Annotated in this window: 23 protein-coding genes; all 23 read left to right on the top strand. The window is 70.0% G+C overall.

Features of this window, described 5'->3' with window-relative positions; genetic code table 11:
* The first annotated feature begins 83 nt into the window (after window positions 1-83).
* The 23 genes from G9272_RS31950 to G9272_RS31840 all read left to right on the top strand — a co-directional run bounded on the left by G9272_RS31950 (window position 84) and on the right by G9272_RS31840 (window position 22,582).
* Window positions 84-362, top strand: a complete 279-nt coding sequence (locus G9272_RS31950) for a hypothetical protein (protein WP_171399711.1) — start codon at window positions 84-86, stop codon at window positions 360-362.
* 127 nt (window positions 363-489) lie between these two features.
* Window positions 490-906 (top strand): hypothetical protein, encoded by a 417-nt coding sequence (locus tag G9272_RS31945; RefSeq protein WP_171399710.1) that lies wholly within the window; start codon window positions 490-492, stop codon window positions 904-906.
* A gap of 76 nt (window positions 907-982) precedes the next feature.
* Window positions 983-1,492, top strand: a complete 510-nt coding sequence (locus tag G9272_RS31940; RefSeq protein WP_171399709.1) for a helix-turn-helix domain-containing protein — start codon at window positions 983-985, stop codon at window positions 1,490-1,492.
* Between the two features lie 12 nt (window positions 1,493-1,504).
* Window positions 1,505-2,800, top strand: a complete 1,296-nt coding sequence (locus G9272_RS31935; RefSeq protein WP_171399708.1) for a PBSX family phage terminase large subunit — start codon at window positions 1,505-1,507, stop codon at window positions 2,798-2,800.
* Window positions 2,800-2,997 carry a hypothetical protein gene (locus G9272_RS31930; protein ID WP_171399707.1) on the top strand — a complete coding sequence of 66 codons (198 nt, stop codon included), beginning with the start codon at window positions 2,800-2,802 and terminating at the stop codon, window positions 2,995-2,997. The genes G9272_RS31935 and G9272_RS31930 overlap by 1 nt, the downstream gene beginning before the upstream one ends.
* Window positions 2,984-4,588, top strand: coding sequence for a phage portal protein (locus G9272_RS31925; RefSeq protein ID WP_171399706.1), 1,605 nt, complete (start codon window positions 2,984-2,986; stop codon window positions 4,586-4,588). Before G9272_RS31930 ends, G9272_RS31925 begins: the two co-directional genes overlap by 14 nt.
* A gap of 12 nt (window positions 4,589-4,600) precedes the next feature.
* Window positions 4,601-5,716 (top strand): phage minor capsid protein, encoded by a 1,116-nt coding sequence (locus tag G9272_RS31920; RefSeq protein ID WP_171399705.1) that lies wholly within the window; start codon window positions 4,601-4,603, stop codon window positions 5,714-5,716.
* A 284-nt stretch (window positions 5,717-6,000) separates the two neighbouring features.
* The gene (locus tag G9272_RS31915) at window positions 6,001-6,789 is read left to right on the top strand and encodes a hypothetical protein (protein ID WP_171399704.1); all 789 of its coding nucleotides are present in this window, start codon (window positions 6,001-6,003) and stop codon (window positions 6,787-6,789) included.
* A gap of 17 nt (window positions 6,790-6,806) precedes the next feature.
* Entirely contained in the window at window positions 6,807-7,871 is a 1,065-nt protein-coding gene (locus G9272_RS31910) for a major capsid protein (RefSeq protein ID WP_171399703.1), read from the top strand.
* Between the two features lie 5 nt (window positions 7,872-7,876).
* On the top strand, window positions 7,877-8,347 hold the full coding sequence (locus G9272_RS31905) for a hypothetical protein (protein ID WP_171399702.1): 471 nt from the start codon (window positions 7,877-7,879) through the stop codon (window positions 8,345-8,347).
* Complete coding sequence (locus G9272_RS31900) at window positions 8,344-8,910, top strand: hypothetical protein (protein ID WP_171399701.1); 567 nt, start codon at window positions 8,344-8,346, stop codon at window positions 8,908-8,910. The genes G9272_RS31905 and G9272_RS31900 overlap by 4 nt, the downstream gene beginning before the upstream one ends.
* A gap of 19 nt (window positions 8,911-8,929) precedes the next feature.
* The gene (locus G9272_RS31895) at window positions 8,930-9,439 is read left to right on the top strand and encodes a hypothetical protein (protein ID WP_171399700.1); all 510 of its coding nucleotides are present in this window, start codon (window positions 8,930-8,932) and stop codon (window positions 9,437-9,439) included.
* Between the two features lie 62 nt (window positions 9,440-9,501).
* Entirely contained in the window at window positions 9,502-9,948 is a 447-nt protein-coding gene (locus G9272_RS31890; protein ID WP_171399699.1) for a hypothetical protein, read from the top strand.
* A gap of 17 nt (window positions 9,949-9,965) precedes the next feature.
* Window positions 9,966-12,938, top strand: coding sequence for a hypothetical protein (locus G9272_RS31885; RefSeq protein ID WP_171399698.1), 2,973 nt, complete (start codon window positions 9,966-9,968; stop codon window positions 12,936-12,938).
* A 12-nt stretch (window positions 12,939-12,950) separates the two neighbouring features.
* The gene (locus G9272_RS31880) at window positions 12,951-13,625 is read left to right on the top strand and encodes a hypothetical protein (protein ID WP_171399697.1); all 675 of its coding nucleotides are present in this window, start codon (window positions 12,951-12,953) and stop codon (window positions 13,623-13,625) included.
* Window positions 13,622-13,939 carry a hypothetical protein gene (locus G9272_RS31875; RefSeq protein WP_171399696.1) on the top strand — a complete coding sequence of 106 codons (318 nt, stop codon included), beginning with the start codon at window positions 13,622-13,624 and terminating at the stop codon, window positions 13,937-13,939. The genes G9272_RS31880 and G9272_RS31875 overlap by 4 nt, the downstream gene beginning before the upstream one ends.
* A gap of 10 nt (window positions 13,940-13,949) precedes the next feature.
* Window positions 13,950-14,300, top strand: coding sequence for a hypothetical protein (locus G9272_RS31870; RefSeq protein ID WP_171399695.1), 351 nt, complete (start codon window positions 13,950-13,952; stop codon window positions 14,298-14,300).
* Window positions 14,297-14,731 carry a minor capsid protein gene (locus G9272_RS31865; RefSeq protein WP_171399694.1) on the top strand — a complete coding sequence of 145 codons (435 nt, stop codon included), beginning with the start codon at window positions 14,297-14,299 and terminating at the stop codon, window positions 14,729-14,731. The genes G9272_RS31870 and G9272_RS31865 overlap by 4 nt, the downstream gene beginning before the upstream one ends.
* A gap of 13 nt (window positions 14,732-14,744) precedes the next feature.
* Window positions 14,745-15,218 (top strand): phage tail tube protein, encoded by a 474-nt coding sequence (locus tag G9272_RS31860; RefSeq protein ID WP_171399693.1) that lies wholly within the window; start codon window positions 14,745-14,747, stop codon window positions 15,216-15,218.
* The gene (locus G9272_RS31855) at window positions 15,218-15,745 is read left to right on the top strand and encodes a DUF7426 family protein (RefSeq protein WP_171399692.1); all 528 of its coding nucleotides are present in this window, start codon (window positions 15,218-15,220) and stop codon (window positions 15,743-15,745) included. Before G9272_RS31860 ends, G9272_RS31855 begins: the two co-directional genes overlap by 1 nt.
* A 53-nt stretch (window positions 15,746-15,798) precedes the next feature.
* On the top strand, window positions 15,799-15,954 hold the full coding sequence (locus tag G9272_RS31850) for a hypothetical protein (protein WP_253267996.1): 156 nt from the start codon (window positions 15,799-15,801) through the stop codon (window positions 15,952-15,954).
* A 2-nt stretch (window positions 15,955-15,956) separates the two neighbouring features.
* Window positions 15,957-19,268: a phage tail tape measure protein gene (locus G9272_RS31845; protein WP_171399691.1), complete on the top strand. Its 3,312-nt coding sequence runs from the start codon at window positions 15,957-15,959 to the stop codon at window positions 19,266-19,268.
* On the top strand, window positions 19,268-22,582 hold the full coding sequence (locus G9272_RS31840) for a hypothetical protein (protein WP_171399690.1): 3,315 nt from the start codon (window positions 19,268-19,270) through the stop codon (window positions 22,580-22,582). The genes G9272_RS31845 and G9272_RS31840 overlap by 1 nt, the downstream gene beginning before the upstream one ends.
* Window positions 22,583-22,589 lie beyond the last annotated feature (7 nt).

Raw genomic sequence — 22,589 nt, 5'->3', positions numbered from 1 at the left:
TACGCGCCGGGACCGCTCGGCAACACGAAGGCCCGGCCGTTCACCCCTGTGACGGCCGGGCCTTCGCGCGAGAGGATCACCCCATGAAGTTCTGGCGCCGCCGTCCAGCCCCAGCGCCCGCACAGCCGCGCGCGAACCCCACCCGGATCGCCGTCCTCGAACACGACCTCCTCGGCATCCCGCCCGAGCCCGGAACCGCAGCCGCCTTGGTCGTCGCCATGCGGATGACCGGTACCTGCCTCGAGCATGACCCGGCCGACGTGACCGGGTTCGGGGACGCCCGGTCCAGTGGCGTGTGTGTCCGCTGCGGCGTGCGCATGGTGCTGGACGAGGATGGCGAGTGGATCGCCGCCCGGGCGTGAACCTCAACCTTGCTTGACGTTTCAGCCGATCATGCCCCACACTGACCCGCAGATCTGGCGTGCCCGGAAACGATCAACGCGGATACGGCATGATGCCCCCTCACAGCACCACGTTCCAGGGGGGAACATGCGAAACCGCCACATCGCCGCCGCCATCACCATCACCGCCCTCGCGCTCACCGGCTGCACCAGCACCGACACCAGCGACGACGCGAAGCCGACCAAGAAGGCCCCCGCGGCCAAGACGCCCGCGTACAAAATCGTCGAGCAGGAGACCAGCGGCAACACCCGCCAGGTCGTCGTCGAAGTCGACAGCCTCACCGGCCTGAAAGACGTGTTCACCGCCGTCACGAAGAAGCTCACCGCCGAGGCCGGCTACTTCATCGACATCAACTGCTCCAGCGGCGGCACCGCCAGCGTCGACAACCGGCTCGCCAACGGCAAGCTCGCCCGCGGCAACATGGGCGCGGCCGCGACCGGCCTCGACGAGGACGGCAGCGAGTTCTCCACCAACGCGGGCCGCACCTGCCCCGACAAGGGCTGACCCCCAGCGCCCACACAGACTGGCCCGGCCGTAACCCATGGCGGCCGGGCCTTCGCACGCCCAGAAGGAGGCGGCCATGCCCACTCCGCCCAGGAAGAACGGGCTGCGCCACAGCCAGCGCGCCGTCACCCAAGAGGACTACGACGCAGTCCGCCGCCTCCACGCGCAAGGCATGGGCCGCAACGAGATCGCTCGGACCATCAACCGCGGCACCCGCACCGTGTCCGTCCTCGCCGCAGAGATGAACCTCGTCTTCGAGATCACGGTGACCGAGGAAGCCACCCGGCACCGCGTCGCTCAACTCGCCGAACGCCGCGCCATCCTCGCCGAGGCCCTCCAGGACGACGCGGAGCGACTCACCGAGCAGCTGTGGCAGCCCGCGAAGGTGTTCCGGATCGGCGGCGCCGCGAACAAGTACGTCGAGCGCGAACTCGACGAGCCCCCGGCCGACGCGAAGCGAGACCTCCTGGCCGCGGCCAGCATCGCGATCGAGAAGTCGCTGAAGCTCGTCCCGCCGGAGCGCGAGGACCTGGAGGGCCTGGCGGCCGTGGACCAGTGGCTGAGGGGGATGATGCCCGGCGAGTGAGAGGGGTGGACGATGTTCACTGCTCTCTCTGGCAAGGCGCTGCGGGCAACCCAGCTAGCGGCCGCGCGCGGGAACCTGTGGGAGGGCGCGGTCCGGTCGGGCAAGACGATCGGGAGCATCTTCGTGTGGCTGAAGTACATCCGCACGGGCCCGCCCGGCGCGCTCCTCATGGTCGGAAAAACGGAGCGCACTCTGAAGCGGAACATCATCGACGTCATCGAGCAGATGGTGGGCAAACGCCGGTGCGTGTACCGGGCGGGCGCGGGTGAGGTCGTCATCTTCGGCCGCACGATCTACGTGGCCGGCGCGAACGATGAGAAGGCCGTCGACAAGATCAAGGGCCTCACTCTGGCGGGCGCGTACTGCGACGAGGTGACGACGTACCCGCAGTCGTTCTTCCAGATGCTGGAGACCCGCCTGTCGGTGGAGGGCGCACAGTGGTTCGGCACGACGAACCCCGAGGGCCCCAACCACTGGCTGAAGAAGCAGATCCTCGACCGGGCGCGGCTCCACGTGCGGCGCGACGGCACGCTCGTCGAGTCCCAGGACCCCAGCGCGCTGGACGTCGCCCGCTTCAGTTTCATCCTCGACGACAACCCGTCCCTGCCCACCGCCTACGTTGACGCGCTGAAGCGGTCGCACCAGGGCTTGTTCTTCCGCCGGTACATCCTCGGCGAGTGGTGCCTCGCGGAAGGCGTCATCTACGACGCGTTCGACGAGGCCCGCCACATCATCGACATCGTCCCGGAGATCTCCCGCTGGATGGCGGTCGGCATCGACTACGGCACGGTCAACCCGTTCGCGGCGCTGCTGATCGGGGTGGGCGCCGACTCGCGGCTGTACGTCGCGTCGGAGTACCGGCACGACTCGCGGGTCGCGCGCCGGCAGCTGACGGACGCGCAGTACTCCGTGGGCGTGCGCCAGTGGCTGGCGTCCTACGAGCATCGCGGGTCGAAGGGCGTGTCCCCGTCGTGGCTGTACGTCGACCCGAGCGCTGCGAGCTTCATGACGCAGTTGTGGTCGGACGGGGTGCTCGGCGTGACGCAGGCGGACAACGAGGTGAAGGACGGCATCCGGTCGGTGTCGACGGCGTTCGGCGCGAACTTGCTGTCGATCCACCGCTCCTGCTCCGGCCTGCTGGAGGAGCTTCCGGCGTATGTGTGGGACGAGAAGGCCTCGTTGAAGGGCATCGACCAGCCGCTGAAGGTCAACGACCACAGCGTGGACGGTCTGCGGTACGGGCTGCACAGCTCGGTGAACGAGTGGCGGCACCTGCTGCCCGCAACATCCCTGGAGGTGGCTGCCTGATGGCTGCGACGGCATCGATTCCCGTGTACCTGAGCATCGGCGCTGGCTCCGCCATGGAGATCGGGGCGATCGAGCTGACGGCGGACGCGGCAGGCACGATCACGCTCACCACGCTGGACGTTGCCGCAGCCCTGCGGGAAACGGCGGACGCCATGGAAGCAGCAGCAGCGAAGGAGGCGGACGGTGGCACTCCCTGAGAAGAACACCGCCTGGCCGCCGATCCACCCCGCGATCCGCTCCGACATGGACGACTGGTCCGCCTGGTTCTCCGCCAACCCCGACCGGCTCGCCTACCGCTACCGCAACCGCGGCACCCGCTCCTACGCCACCGGCCAGGCCGGACAACTCCAGAACCGGCCGAGCCAGTACCGCGGCGGCCTCGTCGGCACCGTGGCCCGCTGGTTCTGGGGCCAGCCCACCCCCCTCGGCGAGCAGCGCGCCAACCTCCACATGCCGCTCGCCCGCGACATCGCCCGCACATCCTCGGACCTGCTGTACTCCGAGCCCCCGGCCCTGAAGGCCAAGGCGAAGGCCACGCAGAAGCGTCTTGAGGACCTCATGGACCTCGGGATGAAGCGCACCCTCATCGCGTCCGGGGAGACCACGGCGGCCCTCGGCGGCTCGTACCTGCGGATCGTGTGGGACGAAGATGTCCAGCCCGGCCCGTGGATCAGCCTGGTCCACGCCGACGGCGCCGCACCCGAGTTCGCCCACGGCGACAAGCTGCGCGCCGTCACGTTCTGGACCGTCATCGCCTGCGAAGGGCAGCGCGTCGTCCGCCACCTCGAGCGGCACGAGCCCGGCATCATCCTGCACGGCGTGTACGACGGCACCGAGGACAACCTCGGCAAGCCGCGCGACCTCACCGAGTTCGCAGCCACGAAGCACTTCCTGCCCTACCGCGAACTGCCCATCGGCAAGCGGCTCGCCGTGTCTTACCTGCCGAACACGATGTTCGCCCCGGACTGGCGGGACATCCCCGGCGGCGCCGGCCTCGGCACCTCGGACTACCAGGGCGCGGAGACATTCCTGTCGGCGATCGACGAGACGTACACGTCGTGGATGCGGGACATCCGCCTCGCCAAGTCGCGGATCATCGTTCCGGCGCAGTTCCTGTCGGTCACGGGGCCCGGCATGGGCGGCGTGTGGGATGACCGTGAAGCGTTCTCGCTGCTGAACGTGCCGCCGAACTCCGAACAGGGCATCACGCTGAACCAGTTCGCGATCCGCCACGAGGAGCACCGGGCCACGGTCGAGGACCTCGTGGGCAAGGTAATCCGCAACGCGGGCTACAGCGGGAACACCTTCGGGGACGACTCCTCAGGGAGTGCGGTCACGGCGACGGAGATCAAGGCCCGCACCGCGAGGTCGATGTCGACGCGGGCGCGAAAGTCCGAGCTGGCCGCGACGGCGATCGCGGACATCGTGGAGGTCCTCCTCATGCTGGAGGCGTCGGCCATGTTCCCGGGCGTCACGGCCGTCGACGTCGAGCGGCCCGACGTGGTGTTCCAGGACAGCGTGCAGGACGACATCAAGACGCTCGCCGAGACCGCGAACGCGCTGCGGCAGGCCGAGGCCGCGTCCACTGAGGCGCTGGTCGAGCTGGTGCACCCGGACTGGGACGAGAAGGACCAGAAGGCGGAGGTGGACCGGATCCTGAAGGAGACCGGCCGTCTCGTTGAGGACCCGCTGACACTCGGCGCGGACCGGCCTGTCTTCGACGAGCAGGACGACGAGGAGCAGCCGGCCGACGACGCCGAGTCGGAGGACGCCAGCACCGAGGAGTAGCGGGGAGGCGTCATGCCGGTCAGCCCCGACATGGCCGAGGACCTCGCGTCCGCCGTGTCCACGTTGTACGAGGCGGCCGAACTCGCCCTGATCGAGCGGGTGACGAAAGCGCTCGCTGAGGGCCTCGACTCCCCGCTGTGGACGGCGCTCAAGTTGCAGTCCATCGGCCAGGTCCGCACGGCGATCGAGGACATCATCGCCGCCCTCCAGTCCAACGCGACCGGCGCCATCCACAGCGCGGTCGCCGAGGCATACAACCGCGGTACACAGGCGGCCGTCGTCGAACTCGGCGCCGTCGCCCCGACCGTGGCAGCGATCCCCGCGGGCACACGAGCTGTGGACCGGCTCGCTGCCGCGCTGGTGCAGGAGACGAGCGCCACGCACACGCGGATCCTCCGCACGGGGATGGACGTGTACCGGCATACCGTCGCCGAGGCCACATCCGCCCCACTGCTGGGCACATCGACACGGCGTGAGGCGGCGGAGCGGTCCCTGGCTCGGTTCGCGGACCGCGGGGTGACGGGCTTCGTGGACCGGGCCGGCCGCGCCTGGAACCTCACCTCTTACACGGAGATGGCCACCCGCTCCGCACTCGGCCGGGCCGCAGTGCAGGCGCACACCGACCAGCTCGCCTCCGTCGGCGTGGACCTGGTGCGGGTATCGGACGCGCCGGAGGAGTGCGAGCGCTGCCGCCCGTGGGAGGGCAAGGTCCTACGGCGTGAAGGCGCGGAGGGCGCGGGCACGGTCGAGGTGGAGCACGCGACGGAGGACGGCGAGATGGTCACCGTCCGGGTGGCTGGGTCGCTTCCGGAGGCGCGGGCGGCAGGGCTGATGCATCCGAACTGCCGACACTCGATCTCGATCTACCTGCCGGGCGTGACGCAGCCTGCACCGCCGAAGGCCGACCGGACGCGGGCGACGTACGAGCAGTCGCAGCAGCAGCGCTATCTCGAGCGGCAGGTCCGCGCGTGGAAACGCAAGGCGGCCGGGGCGATCGACGACGACAAGAAGGCGAAGGCGAACGCCAAGGTGCGCGCCTACCAGGGCCGTATCCGCACGCTGACCGCGGAGACCGGCCTGCCGCGCAAGAGCCACCGCGAACAGATCGGCTCTGGCGCGGCGCGCTGACTACTGGTCGGACTGTGGCGTGTTGTCGCGGTCCCACTCTTGCAGCTCGGTTGCGGTGCATGAGGGGCAGAAGGGCTTGCCTCTGCGGGGAGGCAGTGAACGCCCCCAGGCCGGTATCTCGGTGACGGTGCGAACCAGCGGTCCCTGACAGCGGCGGCAGGCGCCTGGGGCGTTCTCTCGGTGCGTCATGCCTCGACGGTAATCCCGGCCGCTGACAACTCCGGCCCAACGACTTCCGACGGCCGCACGGCGCGTCGGGCAACCCGAAACGGGAGTAGATCACCATGCAGGTCCCTTTCACGCGCTCGCACTTCCAGCACCCTCTGGCGACGCACTCCGCTCTGGACGTACTGGGCTACCGCCGCAACGGCGCGCCGATCTACGCCATCGCGGGTGGCAACGGCGAGGGCGAAGGCGGCTCCGAGTCCGGCGGACAGTCCGGATCCGGTGAGTCCGGCCAGTCCGGACAGGGCGGATCCGAAGGCGGCGGCACAGCCGCTGGCCAGGGCGGACAGCAGTCCGGACAGGAATCCGGCGAGTCCGGATCCGGCAAGGAAGAGGACTGGAAGGCGCACGCCCGCAAGTGGGAAGAGCGCGCCAAGGAGAACAAGGCCGAAGCCGAGAAGGGCAAGGCAGCGGCCGCCGAGCTGGAGAAGCTCCGCAAGGAGAGGCTCACCGATCAGGAAAAGGCCGTCGAGGAAGCCGAGAAGGCAGGCCGCACGGCCGCCGAGCAGGAATCCGCGAAGGTCATCGAGACCAAGGACGCGACGATCCGCGACCTCACGGCGCAGCTCGCCGTGTACGGCCGGGCCGAGAAGCAGGGCGTCAAGGTTGCCCCGCTCCTCAACAGCCGCTCCTTCTACGAGGCGCTCGGCAAGCTCGACCCGTCGTCCAGCGGATTCGGCGGCAAGGTCGACGACCTGATCAAGGCCGAGCTGAAGGCCAACCCCGGCATCGCCACCCAGACCGCTGGCAAGTCCGGCGGGGACCTGTCCGGCGGCACCGGCGAAGGCGCCGCCAAGAAGCGCACCGGATCGCTCGCAGGGGCGATCGCGAACGCTTACCAGACCTGACCATCAGGGAGAACCCCATGCCCGTGACGCTCGCTCAGGCGCAGCTCAACACCCAGGCGGACATCGACTTCGCCGTCATCGACAACCTCCGCCGCAACTCGTGGCTGCTGAACAACTTCGTCTGGGACGACACCGTCACCCCGGGTACGGGCGGCGGCTCCCTCACCTACGGTTACACCCGGCTCCTCGCCCCGAGCCTGGCGGCGTTCCGCCGGTTCAACGAGGAATACATCCCGAACACCGCCACCCGTGAGCGCAAGAGCGTGGAGCTCCACCCGCTCGGCGGTGCGTTCACCGTCGACCGCAAGCTGGCCCGTCTCGGCCCGGCCGCGTCGAACGAGATCAGCTTCCAGCTCGCGCAGAAGCTCACCTCGGTCCGCACCCGCTTCCAGCAGGAGCTGATCCTCGGCGACACCGCGGTCGACGATGCCGGCTTCGACGGTCTCGACAAAGCGCTCACCGGGCAGTCGACGGAGTACCTGCCGCTCAACGAGGGCGTCACGACCGGCTACCTCAACTGGAGCCCGGCTGCGGTCACGTCCGAGGACCTCGCCATGAGCGCCTTCGACGCGTTCGATGACTTCCTCTCCCGGATCATGGGCTCGCAGACCGGCTCCGGTGACACCGGCGCCGACGGGTCCGTCCCGTCCGGCGTGAAGGCGATCCTGGGCAACACCACGAGCATCGCCCGCATCAAGTCCCTGGCCCGGCGCGCCTCGCAGTTCACCAGCGAGCGCAACGACCTCGGCATGCAGATCGACCGGTACGGCGACTGGGTCCTCGTCGACCTCGGCGACCGCGCCGACGGCTCCGCCCCGATCGTCCCGATCCGCTCTGCGGACACCGACGGCGGCGGCGCGGGCGGCACCATCACCGGCCTGACCGACATCTACGCGGTGTCGTTGGGTCTGGACGCGTTCCACGGGGCGTCGATGGCGGGCACCCCGCTCGTCGAGACCTACCTGCCCGACTTCTCCCAGCCCGGCGCCGTCAAGTCCGGCGAGGTCGAGATGGGCCCGGTCGCGGCCGTCCTCCGCAACACCAAGAGCTGCGGCGTGCTCCGCAACGTGAAGGTCCGGTGACCACCATGACGAACAGCTACAGGGTCGAAGCCCCCGTCCGCTCCTACAGCGGCGACTCCGTCGGCGTCCAGTTCACCAAGGGCACCGGCTACGTCAACGACGCCTCGAAGGAGGGCAGGGCGGCCATCGAGTACTTCCGCCGCCAGGGCTACGCGCTCCTGCCCATCGAGGACGGCGAGGAAGTGCCTGCCTCGACCGGCCCGGCCTCCCCGGAGGACGCGATGACCAACCTCGGCCACGGCTCCGCGCCGTCGGTCGGACTCGGCATCGGCATCCCGGACGAGCAGCCGCCCGTCACCGCGACCGCGGCCCCCGAGTACGACCCGTCCAAGTACAACCAGGACGACGTCCTCGCCTACCTCGACCGCACCGACGACGCCGCCGAACGCCAGCGCGTCATCGACGCCGAGGCCGACGGCAAGAAGCGCAAGGCCATCCTCGCCCGCGGCGAGCAGAACCAGGAGGACCAGAAGTGACACTCCTCGGCACCTTCCGCGGGAACCCCCGCAACGACCTCGGCTGGCTCAACTCCGCCGGCCGCCCCGACCCGGACGTCACCTTCCACAGGGCCAACCTCCCCCGCGTGGGCCTGGACGACGTGGCCACCGCAGCAACCGGCGTGATGTGCTCGGTCCCGCTGTACCTGGCGGACGGCGACACCATCACGAACCTCACGTTCATCAGCGGCGGCACCGCGGCCGGCACCCCGACGAACTACTTCTTCGCCCTGTACTCGGGCGCGGGGGCACTGCTCGCGCAGTCGGCGGACCAGCTGACCGCGGCGTGGGCGGCGGACACGGCAAAGACGCTTGCCCTGTCGACCGCGCAGAAGATCACCAAGTCGGGGATCTACTACGCGGCGATCTCCGTCACCGCGACGACCGTCCCGACTCTCGTCGGCACGATCGGCGCGAAGCCGGTCCTGACCGGCGAGGGCAACCTCGCGCAGACGTCCGGCAGCTCGCTGACCGGAACGGCCCCGGCGACGATCGCGACCCCGGCGTTCAAGCGCCAGGTCCCGCTCGTCATCGCGACCTGACCAGAAAGGGTGACATCGGATGCCACTCAACAGCGCGCTCGCCATGTCGGCGAGCGGCAACCTCTCCACCGCCCTCGACCTGGGCACGGTGAGCTTCCCGATGAGCCTGTCCAGCTCGGTGCAGCTCGGCACGGGCACCGCGGCGGGCAAGGCGGACAAGGCGTGGTCGGACAGGCGGACGCTGGCCGCGTCGGGGACCGAGGATCTCGACCTGGCGGGTGTCCTGCTGGACGCTTTCGGGTCGGCGATCACTTTCGCCCGGGTCAAGGGGCTGATCATCAAGGCGGCGGCCGCGAACACCAACAGCGTGGTCGTGGGCGCGGCTTCCTCGAACCCCTGGGCGACGCTCCTGAACAGCACCGGCACCATCACGCTCCGGCCGGGCGCATCGTTCTGCGCCATCGCGGGAGCGGCGGACGCTACGACGTACGCGGTGACGGCCTCCACGGGCGACCTGTTGAAGGTCGCGAACTCCGGTGCGGGCACGTCGGTGACGTACGACATCCTGATCATCGGCGCGTCTGCGTAGCCGACCATCCGCGGTGAGGGGGCCTCTCGGGGCCCCCTTCCGCATGCCTGAAGGGACCGACGGTGGCCAACATCGTCTTCAACATCGCCTTGGGCCGGTTGGCGTACTACACGTCCCTGCCCGCCACCAACGACGCGCTGATCATGGTGCCCATCGAGACGTCCGGCATCGTCGCCGACTCGGTCATGCGCGACTACGACGACCTCGCCACGCTCCTCGCGGGCGCGTCCAACGAACAGACCACCATGGGCCGCAAGACGCTCGCGTCCGTCACCTCCGCGGTCGACGACACCAACGACCGCTGGAACATGGACGCCGCCGACGTCACCTGGACCGCAGCCTCCGGGAACGCGATCTCGGCGGTGGTCATCTGCTACGACCCGGACACCACCGGCGGCACCGACGCAGACCTGGTCCCGCTGACCAAGCACGACGTGACGATGACGCCGGACGGCAGCGACTTCACGCTGACCATCAGCGACTTCGCGCGCGCCAGCTCGGCAGCCTGACCCCTGGGGAGGCCGGCATGGCGCGGATGTGGACGTGCGGCTTCGAGCTCCAGTCGACGTCGCTGGAGTTCGGCGTCAACTCAGGCGCCGTCGTCACTGGCTCGCCGTCAATCTCCACCACCGTGCACCGCGCCGGCGCGGCCTCCCTCCGGTCCAACCCGACCAGCGCGACGGCTTTCGTCGAGCACCAGCTCACGTCCGGCGTGGTCATGCGGACCTTCCACCGGCTGTACCTCCGCGTCGACACCCTCCCCAACACGGCAACGAACATCTATGGGATCGGACAGAGCGGGTACTTCCCGGCCCTGCTGCGGCTCCAGACCGATGGCACGCTGGTGCTGCGGGACGGTTTCACGGAGACCACTCTCACCGGGACCTCGTCGGCGCTCACCACCGGCGTGTGGCACCGCATCGAGCTGGACTACAACGACGTCGATAACGGCGGCGTCATCGCCTCCGGGATCGCCGCGTTCAAGGGCTACCTGAACGGCACGCTGTTCGCGGACACGCTGTGCTCGAACATCACCGGGTTCAGCCGCATCCGCATGGGCGTGCAGTTCGCGGCGACGACGGACATCTACATCGACGACGTAGCCGTCAACGACACCACGGGCAGCGTCCAGACCGGTCTCCCGGGCGCGGGCTCGGTCGTGCACCTGCGGCCCAACGCGGCAGGCGACAACAACGGCTTCGCGACGGTCGTCGGCGGCACCGCGGGCGCGAGCAACAACTACACGCGCATCAACGAGATCACCCCGAACGACGCGACGTCGTACAACGCGACCACGGCAACCGGCACCACGACCATCGACGACGTCAACATCGACTCGGCGGCCTCCGCCGGGATCAGCTCGGGCGACGGCATCACCCTCGTCCAGGTCGGCGGCCGGGTCGGCTCCAACGCGGCGACCGCGGCCTCCATCGTGTACCGGATCAAGGGCCAGGCATCCGGCACGACCAGCGAGTCCGCGTCGGTGTCGGTCGCAGTGAACGGCTGGTCCACCCACAAGGTGGGCAGCCCGTTCCCGTACCAGCTGACCGCGTACACCAACCCCCAGACCTCCACCGCATGGACTGCGGCCACCCTCGACACGGCACAGATCGGCTACCGCGGCAACGTCTCCCAGACCACGGCCCGCCGCGTCTCCACGCTGTGGGCGCTGGTCGAGTTCGTACCCGCGAGCAGCGCAGCCCTGACGCTCGCCTCCGAGACCGACACCGGGCAGGCCCTCGGCCGGACGAAGACACAGGCGGCCGGCGTCGCCTCGGAGACCGGTACAGCGCAGGCCCTCGGCCGCCGCAAGACGGTCGCACTCGGCACCGCCGTGGAGACGAGCAGCGGCCAGGCACTCGCCCGGCGCAAGACCAGGGCCGCAACGCTTGCAGCCGAGACAGAGACAGCTCAGCCGCTCACCGGCCGCCGGTCCCGACAGCTCGGGACCGCGACGGAGACGGACAGCGCGCAGGCGCCCGGTCAAACGCGAGCCCGCGCGCTCCCGCAGGCGACGGCTGTCGACACCAGCCAAGTCCTGGCCGGGGCCAAGCGGAAGGCACTGGGCCTCGCTTCGGGGACCGAGGCAGCGCAGCCGCTGACCGGCACCCACCGCGCGGGCCTCACCCCGGCCGCAGAGACGGACACCGCACTGGCCGCCGGGCGACGCAAGACACGCGCCCTGACCGCCGCCGCGGCCGTCGAGACAGCACAGCCCCTGACGGGTACCGGGCAGCGGACACTCGGCCTGACCGAAGAGACCGACACCGGCCTGCCGCTCGGCCGGGTGAAGCGGTCCCCGCTCACTGCGGCCAGCGAGGTGGAGCAGGCGCAGCCCCTGACGGGGCGGCGGAGCCTGCCCCTCGGCACCGCGGTGGAGACGGCCACGGCCCGACCGGCCGCAGGCGCGAAAGCGGCCGTACTGCCGGTCGCGGCGGAGACCGATGCGGCGGTGCCGATCGTCTCGGCGTCCGGGCTGGCCGCCACCGAAGAGACTGACGCGGCCCGTCCGTTGGGCCGTGCGAAGACCCGCACGCTGGGCGTGGCGGGTGAGGTAGGGGAGGCTCGGCCGCTCGGCCGGGCCAGGGCACGCGGTCTCACCGTGGCGGCTGAGACCGCGACCGCCCAACCCTTCACGGGCAGCCGCAGCCGGGCCCTCACACCGGCTGAGGAGACGTGGACGGCGCGCCCCCTCACCGCATCGAGGGCCCGGCTGCTGGCTACCGCAGTCGAGACGAGCGAGGCTCTCGGCCTCACCGGCGGCGCGGTCACCGCACTGTCCCGGGGTGCCGAGGTCGACACGGCTCGGCCCGTCACCGGCCGCAAGACGCAGGCCCTGACCACCCCGCTGGTGGTCGAGTCCGCGCAGCCGGTCACGGGCCGTAAGACCCTCCCACTCAGCACCGCGAGCGAGACAGACACCGCCCGGCCGCCCGGCCGCGCGAAGCAGACGGCACTCGGCACGGCGCTCGAGACGAGCGAGGCGCAGCGCCTCCTCGTCCCCGGGACCGCCGTACCGGCCGTGGAGACCAGCACCGCCCGCACCCTCGCCGGAGCGAAGCGCCTGGCCCTCACCCTCGCGGCCGAGACCGCGGAGGCGCAGCAGCTCGGCACGCACGCCCTGCTCGCCCTCAGCCGCGCCACCGAGACGGCCGTAGCCCAGCCGCTCGGCCAGCGCAAGGCCCGGACGCTACCGCTTGCCCTCGGCATCGAGGCGGCACGCCCCCTCACCGGCACGAAGGCGCGCACCCTCGGCGTCGCCGGGGAGACCAGCCGGGCCCTGATCGGCCCGAAGATCCGGCTCACCCAGGCCGTCGACCTCAGCGAGGCCCGGCCGCTGGCGGGCCGTCGGCAACAGCCAGCCGACCACCTCGACGCGACCACCACCGGTCCCGGCCTGGACCCGTCCACCCTCGGTCCCGCACTGACGGCAGCCACGACCGGCCCCACGGCAGCGGCGACCAGCAGCGGGCCGCATCTCGTGACCTCGACGACCTGAGAGGAGGCGCCCATGCCCGACGTAGGCGACTTCGCGACCGCGCGGCTGGCGGTCGACCCGGCCGACGTGACCACGGCCGCGACGCTGGTGGTGACCCGGCCGGACGGCACCACCGTGACGCCGGTCGTCACCGGCGCCGACGGCGGGGCGACGTGGACGGCGCCGGTGACGTACACGCTTGCTGGGCTGTGGCGGCTGTCGTGGACGGTCACCGGGACCGGCGCCGGGGTGCAGCACGAGATCGTGTCCGTCGCGCCGGCCCCGGCCATCGTCGGGACTGGCCGCGTGTATGCGACGACGACGCAGCTCGCCGAATACCTGCACGCCGCACCGCCGCTGAACGCGCCGAAGCTCCTCACCGACGCCTCACGGGCCCTCGACGACGCGCTCGGCGCCGCGGTCTACGACACCGACACCCTCACCCAACTCCCGACCAACGCAGAGGTCGCAGCAGCGTTCGCTGAAGCGGTGTGCGCGATCGTCGAGTGGTGGGGCGAGACCGGCGACCCGGTCGGCGCAGACGGCGGCTGGGACTCCGTGTCGGCCGGTCCGGTGAGCCTGTCCGGCCGGTCCGGGAGCGCGGCCGCTACTCCGGTGGCTGCTGGTGTGCTGCCGCCTCGGGCGCTCGCCGCGCTGCAACGGATCCCAGGCTGTGACTTCTGGGTCGGGGCGTGGTCCTCGTGGTGAGGCAGATCCCCGGCTTCCTCCTCCAGCACACGGTGACCGTAGAGGCGTACCTCGGCTCGGGCAGCAAGGGCGACCTGTACGCGGCCCCGGAGCCGGTGCGCTGCCTGATCGACGAGAAAACCCAGCAGGTCACCAACCCGGGCGGGCAGACCGTCACCTCGGGCTCGTCGTACATCACCGTCCCCTCTCACCGGCCGGCCCCGAACTCGCGGGTGACGCTGCCGGACGGACGCCGCACGACGGTCATCACCATCGCCCGCGCGGACGGCGGCACCCTGCCGGTCCCCTCCAACACGCAGGTCTTTCTCCAGTAGGAGGTCAGCCGTGGCGCGCAGCTTCCGACTCACCTGGCACGGCCCCGCGGTCGAGCGGCAGTTGCGGCAGGGCGCCGCACGCGGCCTGCTCCTCTCCGCCGAGCACGTGCTGGGCAAGTCCCAGGAGGTCGTCCCGCTCGACGAGTCGCCGCTGATGCACTCCGGGGTGGCCAGCGTGGAGGAGTCCACGCTGACCGGGATGGTGTCCTACGACACCCCCTACGCGGTGATCCAGCACGAGAACCTGGCATACCGGCATGCCCCAGGCCGGACCGCGAAATACCTGGAGAACAGCCTCAACGGGGCGCGCGCCGAGGTCCTCGCGATCATCGCGGCGCAGCTGAGGCGGGCGACACGGTGAGCGGATACACCAGCAGCCTCCTCGACGGAATCGCCGGTCTCCTTGTAGGGGCCGGCGTCGGCATCTTCGACCCGGATGGCGTGATCCAGGACCCGGACACCGGGATCTTCCGGGGCGTCATGCCGGACGGTCCGGAGCGGGCGATCGCGCTGACCGCTTACCCGGTCGAGGACACCGACCTCACCGACGCGATCACCGGGGTGCAGTTCCGGATTCGCGCGGGCCGGGACCCGGACGCGATCGACGACCTCGCCGACGCGGTCTTCGATGCGCTGCACAACCGGCGGCACTACTCCTGCGGCTCTGTGACGGTCGTTCTGTCGTGGCGGCAGTCGCAGGCGTGGATCGGTCAGGACGCCCGCGGGCGTATGGAGCTGACCAGCAACTTCTACTTCCGGACCGACAGGCCCGGGACCTACCTGATCGATTGAGAGGAACCGCCAGATGAGCACTCCCACGCCCACGAACGCTCTGGCCCGCCGCTGGAAGATCGACCTCGACATGGCGGCCGCGAAGGACGGCTCGGACTACCAGAACATCATCGGCGTCACGGACTTCCAGCCGAATGCCGAGCCGAACATCGAGGACTCCTCCGACTACGACAGCGGCGGCTGGGCGGGCAACACCAAGACGGGACAGTCCTGGGAGGTGTCCCTCACCATCAACCGGCGCATCAACGACCAGGTCAAGGTGTACCACCCCACCCACGAGGCGCTCCGCGCTGCCGCGTTCGGCTACGGGTCGGCGTCCGAGGTCCGCGTGCGGTACTACGACCGCGACGGCCTCCCGGAGGCGTACGAGGGCATCGCGATCGTCACCTGGGCGCCGTCCGGCGGCGAGACCACCGCCCTGGACCAGGTCGAGGTCACCCTCACCGGCAACGGACAGCTCTCCCTGATCACGAACCCGGTCGCCTGATGGCGGCGCAGTTCCAAGCTCTCGACGACTTCCTCTCCGAGGGCCTCACCCTGCCCGTGCGGGACAAGGACGGGCGGATCACCGAGTACCACATCCCCGACCCTTCGGCCGAGGCCGGCATCAAGGTCGAGCGGATCACGACACTCGCCGCGCGCCTGGCATCCGGTGGCAGCGCGCCGGACAAGCCTGTCCTGGACGACAAGGAAGAGCTGGACCTGTACCGGCTGTGCCTCGGGGCGGCGTACGAAAAGCTCCTCGCCGACCTCAACTGGAGCATGTTCAAGCACGTCGCGCTAACCGCGATGTTCTGGATCACCGCCGACGAGGAGACCGCCCTGGAGTACTGGGCCACCGGCGAGGCCCCGGGAAAAGCGGGGAGGAACCGGGCGGAGCGTCGGCAGATGTCGCGCGCCTCCTCGGCAAAGGCTGCGGCAAACGGGACGAAGCAACAGGCCTCTACGAATGGTACGAGGGCGGCGTCACAGCCTCGAAGGAGCGGACGCGCAAGGGGCCCCCGGCCGATCTGAGCTGGCCCGGCCTCCTCGCCCAGTGGCCGCTGATCGAGGCGGACCTGCACCAGGTGTACGGCATCGACGTCGAGTCCGGCGTCCTCGCCCAGCGCACCTGGCGGTGGCTCCAGCTCCGCATCCTCGCCCTGCTCTCCACCGAGTCCCGGCTACAGCGCCACTTCGCACCACCTCCTGAGGACAACCCCCGCACTGCCCGAAGGAGGTAGACGTGGCGCTCACCGTCGGCGAACTCAACGGCGTCATCACGATCGACGATCGCGGCGTGGACCCGGGCCTGCGCCGTGCCGAGCAGGCGCTGCGGCAGGCCGGGCAGCGCATGAGCGACGACGCCGACGACGCGGGGCAGCAGGCCGGGCAGGCGCTCGGGCAGGGCCTGGTGCGGGGCGCGGACGGCCAGTGGCGGGACATGCGCGGCCAGCTGGTCGACGCGGTCACCGCGGCGGCCGCCGAGGCGGAGGCGGAGGCCCGCCGGGCGGGACAGCGCATCGCCAACCGCGTGGCCGATGGACTCGACGACCTGGAGGGCGAAGCCCGCCGGGCCGGTCAGGATGCTGGGGACGCGGTCGGGGACGGCCTGGCCGACGGTGCCGGGGACGGCGCCGACAACGCGGTGCAGGAGACCGGCTCGCGGCTGGAGAAGCTCAAGACTGTGGCTGCGGGCGCGGCGGCTGCGGCTGGCGCGGCTGCCGGCGCGGCTCTGATCGCGGGCATTCAGGAGGCGATGGACCAGGGCAAGATCACGGCCCGGCTCGGGGCGCAGCTCGGCGCGTCGGGCGCGGATGCGAAGAAGTACGGGCACATCGCGGGCCAGTTGTACGCGAACGCGGTTGTCGAGGACTTCCAGACGGCGGCGGACACCATCGCGAACGTGATGGGGTCGGGGCTGATCTCGTCGGGCGCGACGAACAAGGAGATCGAGAAGATCTCCACGAAGGTCGCCGACCTCGCGAACACCTTCGACCAGGACCTGGTGGGCGTCACCAACGCAGCCACCCAGCTGATCCGTACCGGCCTGGCGAAGAACGCCACCGAGGCTCTCGACCTGATCGCTGCGGGATTTGGGACATCCGCCAACAAAGCGGATGATTTTTTGGACACGCTGAACGAATACTCGGTGCAGTTCAAGCGGGTGGGCTTGGACGGGAAGATGTCGATCGGCCTGATCAACCAGGCGATCCGGGCCGGCGCCCGCGACTCGGACCAGGTAGCGGATGCGATCGGGCAGTTCGGTGAGCTCGCCATCGGTCAGAGCAAGGGCGTCCAGGCCGCGTTCAAGTCGATCGGCCTCGACTCGGCCGAGGTCGCGGCGAAGCTGAAGAAGGGCGGCAAGGACGGTCAGGAAGCGCTCCAGATGACCACGGACGCGCTGCGTAAGACAACGGACAAGACGACCCGCCTGAACGCTGCCACCGCGCTGTTCGGTGACCCGGGCACCGTGATGGGCGACGCGCTTCTCGCGCTGGACCCGGCGGGTGCGGCAGCGCAGGCCGGGATGGACAAGGCAGCCGGCGCCACCGACCGGCTCGGCAACGCGCTGCGCGACAACCTCAGTTCGAAGATCGAGAAGTTCAAGAACACCGCCACCCAGAACCTCGTCGACTTCCTCAATGGGCCTGTCTACAACGCGCTGGGCAAGGCGAAGAAGGCCGTGGGCGGCCTGTGGGACGACGCGGGCAAGGGCGGCGAGGAGGGCGCCGACCGGGTCGTCAAGTTCTTCGAGCTCGTCGGCCAGAAGCTGGTGGACAAGGCCGTGGAGATGGCGCCGAAGCTCGTGACAGCGCTCTCCACGATGGGGCAGAAGGCCGCGGACTATGTGGCTGCGAACCCCGAAACGGTCCTGAAGGTCGGCGTGATCGCTACGGCAATCATCGGCGCGCTGGCCAAGCTGCCGCTGCTGGTGGCTGCTGCACTCGGCGCCGCGGCGATCACGATGATCTCCGGGTTCGTCGGGCAGCTCATCGTCAAGACGCAGGAAAAGCTGCCGGAGTGGTGGGCCTCCTTCACCGCGTGGGTGTCGGCGAAGGCCAACGAAGCCGGACCGGTCATGAACCGGTTGGGGCTCGCGATCGGCGCGTGGTTCTCCACCATGTGGTCCCGCTACGTGGCTGGTCCGGTGTCCCGCGAGTGGGCCAAGTTCATCGCTTACGTGAGCACCCTGCCGGCCCGGACGGTGGCCGCGCTCAACCCGATGAACGGCATGGTCGGCGCTCAGGCGTCCGCGGCCTGGCAGAATTTCAAGAACGCTGCGGCGAGGAAGGGCGGCGAGTTCCTCGCCTGGGTGCGGGGACTGCCGGGCCGCATCGTCAGCTACCTCTCGCTGAACAACCTGCTGTACGGCAAGGGCCAAAACCTCGTCCAGGGCTTCTGGTCCGGCGTCTCCAGCATGACCGGCTGGCTCACGTCCAAGCTCGTCGGCTGGGCAAAGAGCGCTATCCCCGACCCGATCGCGAAGGCGCTGGGTATCGCGTCGCCGTCGAAGGTGACCAAGGCCCAAGGCCGATGGATCGCGAAGGGCCTCATCGTCGGCCTCACCGGTTCGACGAAGCAGGTTAAGGCCGCCAGTGAAAAGCTCAGCGACATCATCGCCGACAGCCTCTCCGGGAAGAAGCGGTCGAAGGCTCTCTCCACCCTGGGCACGGGCACCAAGAAGCTGGTGAAGCTGGCCAGTGCCGAGGAGAAGGTCGCCGCCCGGCTGAAGACGGCGCAGAAAAATTACGCCGCCCTGGTCACGGCCCGCAACAAGTTGGCGGCCGACGTCAAGGCCGGTGTGCTCACGGGCGCGAACATCACCAGCCAGGAGAACACGGGCGGCTGGCCGCAGACGGCGGAGACGATCCTGTCCGGCCTGAAAGCGGACCGGGCGGCCGCCGAAAAGTTCGCGAAGAACCTGGCGGCGCTCCGCAGCAAGGGCGTCCGCTCGGACCTGGTGGCGCAGATCGCGCAGGCCGGGGTGGAGCAGGGCTCATCGGCGGCCGCCGCGCTGGCATCGGCCACCTCCGGCCAGATCAAAGCCATCAACTCGGAGCAGGCCGCGCTCGTCACGGCGGCCGGTAAGGCCGGCACGACGGCCGGTGACGCGATGTACGGGGCGGGAATTCAGGCCGCGGCAGGCCTGGTGCGTGGACTCCAGTCGCAGCAGAAGCGCATCGAGCAGCAGATGCTGACGATCGCGAAGGCCATGTCGAAGAGCATCAAGAAGGCCCTCGGCATCAAGTCGCCGTCGCGAGTGATGGCGCAGGTCGGCGTGTATACCGGCCAGGGCCTGATCGAGGGCATCGAGTCGCAGCGGTCCGCCGTGAACAGCTCGATGGCCGGCCTGGTCGACACTCCGGCGCCGGGCGCATACAGCTGGGCAGGCGGCGCGGGCGGGCGCGCGGGCGGGCAGCAGCGCGTCGTCGTGGAGTTCCGCTCACCGGCCCGAGGCGAGGACGACTACCTGATGGGCCGTATGCGGCGCGGCATCCAGCGCACCACGGGCGGCGATGTCGAGTTCGCACTCTCAGGAAAGAGGAGCCGCTGATGGCATTCCCCGAGGACCCGCTCGGCACGATCGTCGAGATGCAGGTAGGCGGGGTGTGGACCGACATCACGCAGTACGCCCAGCTGGGCGACATCATCACGCATCAGCGCGGGCAGACGGCTGAGGGGTCGGCGGTCGATCCGGCCTCCTGCACCCTCACGTTGAAGAGCCCGGACGGCCTCTTCTCGCCGCGCAACCCGCGCTCGCCGCTCTACGGGTTGATCGGTCGGAATACGCCGATGCGGGTGTCCGTACTCGCCGGCACTCAGCGGCTGGTGGTGCCCGGGGACCAACTGTCCCGGGCCACCACCCCCTCCGCGACCGCCCTGAACGTCGCGGGAAGTCTCGACGTCCGTGTGGATGTCCAGCTCACCAACTGGGGCACCGGCGAAGCCTTCGAGCTGTGCGCCAAGCACCTGGTCACCGGCAACCAGCGCTCCTGGCTGATGTTCGTCGAGAACGGGTTTCTGACCTTGCGCATCTCCACGAACGGCTCGAACTTCGTCCAGTTCGGCTCTACCCTCCCGATCCCCGTCACCCCGTCAGGCCGCATCGCCCTCAGGAGCACCTACGACTCGACGACCGGGCAGTTCAGCCACTACACCGCGCCCACGATCGCCGGACCGTGGACGCAACTCGGCATCACCAGCACCGGCTCTGCTGCCACCATCTTCGCGTCCACCGCGCCGGTCACCGTCGGAGACATCGAGACGGTGACGGCGTTCCAGCCGCCGGCCGGGAGCTACTACGGCTTCGAGATGCGCAGCGGTATCGGTGGCACGATCGTCGCGAAGGCCGACTTCACCGCGCAGGCGGTGGGCGCGACGAGCTTTGTCGACACTGTGGGGCTGACGTGGACGCTCGCCGGAGGGGCCGCGATCTCCACCAAGCGGACCCGGTTTTCCGGCGAGTACTCGGACTGGCCGCCGCGCTGGGGCCGGACCGGGCACCTGATCCGGGTCGAGGGCGAGGGCGCGGGCATCCTGCGCCGCCTCAACCAGGGCAAGAAGGCACTCCAGTCGACTCTGCGGCGCCGGATCCCGTCGGATTCGACGCTGCTCGCGTACTGGCCGATGGAGGACGACAGCGAGGCCACGCAGGCGTACAGCCCGATGACGGGCGTCAAGCCGATGAAGTTGACGAACTTCGCGATGGCCAGCGACGACACCTTCTCCGGATCTGCGCCGCTGCCCGTGGTGGCGGTCGGCGCAACGCTGTCCGCGGAGGTGCCCGCGCCCGCTTCCGGCACGGGGCCGTGGCAGGTCGAGATGGTGTACCGCATCCCTACTGCGCCGGGCGCGCTCGCCACGTTCTTCGAGGTGCAGACCACAGGCACGGCCGTCCGCTACACGGTCCAGGTCCAAACGGACAACGTCCAGATCAAGGCCTACGACAACGACGGCACACAGCTGTTCTTCATCAACAGCGGGTCAGGATCATCGCCCTCCTTCTTCGGCAGCGAAAACCGCGTCCGCCTGTTCGCCCGCCAGTCCGGCGGCAGCGTCCTTGTCGACATCGCCTGGCTGAGTGTCTCCGCCAGCGGCGTCTTCCAGTCCACCAGCTTCACCGGCACCGTGGGCCGCGTCCGCAGGGTGTCCAGCTCCTTCGGGGCGGGCATGGAGGGCACCACCATCGGCCACCTCAGTGTTTTCCAGGCCGACAACACCAAGGTCATGGACGGCGCGGATGACGGCTACCTCGGCGAAACCGCCGCCGCACGCCTGCGTCGCCTCGCCGTCGAGGAGGGCGTGCCGGTCCGGGTCGCCGGTGTTCAGGGCACGACCGCCCGCATGGGCCCGCAGCGGCCGGCCATCCTGCTTGAGCAGCTGGAGCAGTGCGCCGACGCAGACAGCGGGATCCTCGTCGAGGACCGGGAGCGGCTCGGGCTGCTGTACCGGGCCCGGACCACGCTGTACAACCAGGTCCCGGTGCTGACGCTGTCCTACAACGCGCCAGGACTGGGCGCGCTGGAGCCCGTCGACGATGACGCCATCGTCCGCAACGACGTCACCGCGGCGCGGACCGGCGGCTCGTCGGCCCGCGCGGAGCTGACCACGGGTGCCCTGTCGACGCAGGACCCGCCCAACGGGGTGGGCCGCTACGACACCAGCGTCGAGCTCAACCTCTACTCGGACGACCAGACCGAGCCCATGGCGGCCTGGCTGATGCACCTGGGCACGTGGGACGAGGCCCGCTACCCGACCATCAGGATCCGCCTGCACCGCAACCCGGCGCTGATCCCCGTGATCCTCGACCTGATCGAAGGCGACACGCTCCGTCTGACGGACCTCCCGGACTGGCTGCCGCCGGGCCCGGTGGACCTGATGGTGCAGGGCTACACGGAACGTATCGGCGTCCGCACGTGGGAGATCGACCTCGTGTGCGTGCCAGCGGGGCCGTGGAGAGTCGCGGTCGTGGGCGATACGGTCCTCGGCAAGGCGGACACGGAGGGCTCGGTCCTGACGACATCGGCGACCGCGACGGACACCTCACTCCTGGTCCGGACGACGACGGGCCCACAGTGGACGCAGGACCCGACGCAGTTCCCGTTCGACGTGCTGGTAGGCGGCGAGCGGATGACGGCCACGGCCATCGCGAACGAATACCGAGACGCGTTCGGCCGGTCGGTGTCCGGCGGCTGGGGCACGGCCGATTCGGGCCAGGCGTGGGGGTCGGCCGGCGGCACAGTCGGCACCGACTACACGGTCGGCTCCGGCGTCGCGGCTCATGTCCTGACGACGACGAACGCATCGCGCCGGTCCAGCCTGCCGTACGCGTTCCCGGACGTGGACGTGTACGTATCGCTGACGACATCGGCGACCGCGACGGGCGGCTCGCTGTACGGGGGGCCGGTCGGCCGCTACGTCGACGCCGACAACCTGTACATGACCCGGATCGAGTTCACCACCGGCAACGCGATCCTCATCGACCTGCGGAAAAGGGTCGCAACGGTCGAGTCGTCGATCGGCACTTACACCACCAGCCTCACCCACGCGGCAGGCACTTACGTCCGCTGCCGTCTCCAGATCGCGGGCAGCGCGGTCCGCACGAAGGTGTGGCTGGCGTCGGCGCCGGAGCCTCCGGAGTGGCACGTCGACGTGGTGGACACCTCGGTGACCACCTCGAACTTTGTCGGCACCCGGTCGATCAGCGCGGCCGCGAACAGCAACAGCAGCCCACAGGTCCGCTATGACGACCTGCTGGTTCTCAACGTTCAGCGGTTCACCGTCACCCGGTCCGTCAACGGGATCGTCAAAGCCCAGGCCGCAGGCGAGGCTCTGCGGCTCGCCCAGCCCGCCACCTCGGCCCTGTAGGAGTACG

It is taken from the genome of Streptomyces asoensis (assembly GCF_013085465.1).
GTDB lineage: Bacteria > Actinomycetota > Actinomycetes > Streptomycetales > Streptomycetaceae > Streptomyces > Streptomyces cacaoi_A.
This window is presented reverse-complemented; position numbering and strand designations above follow the sequence as displayed.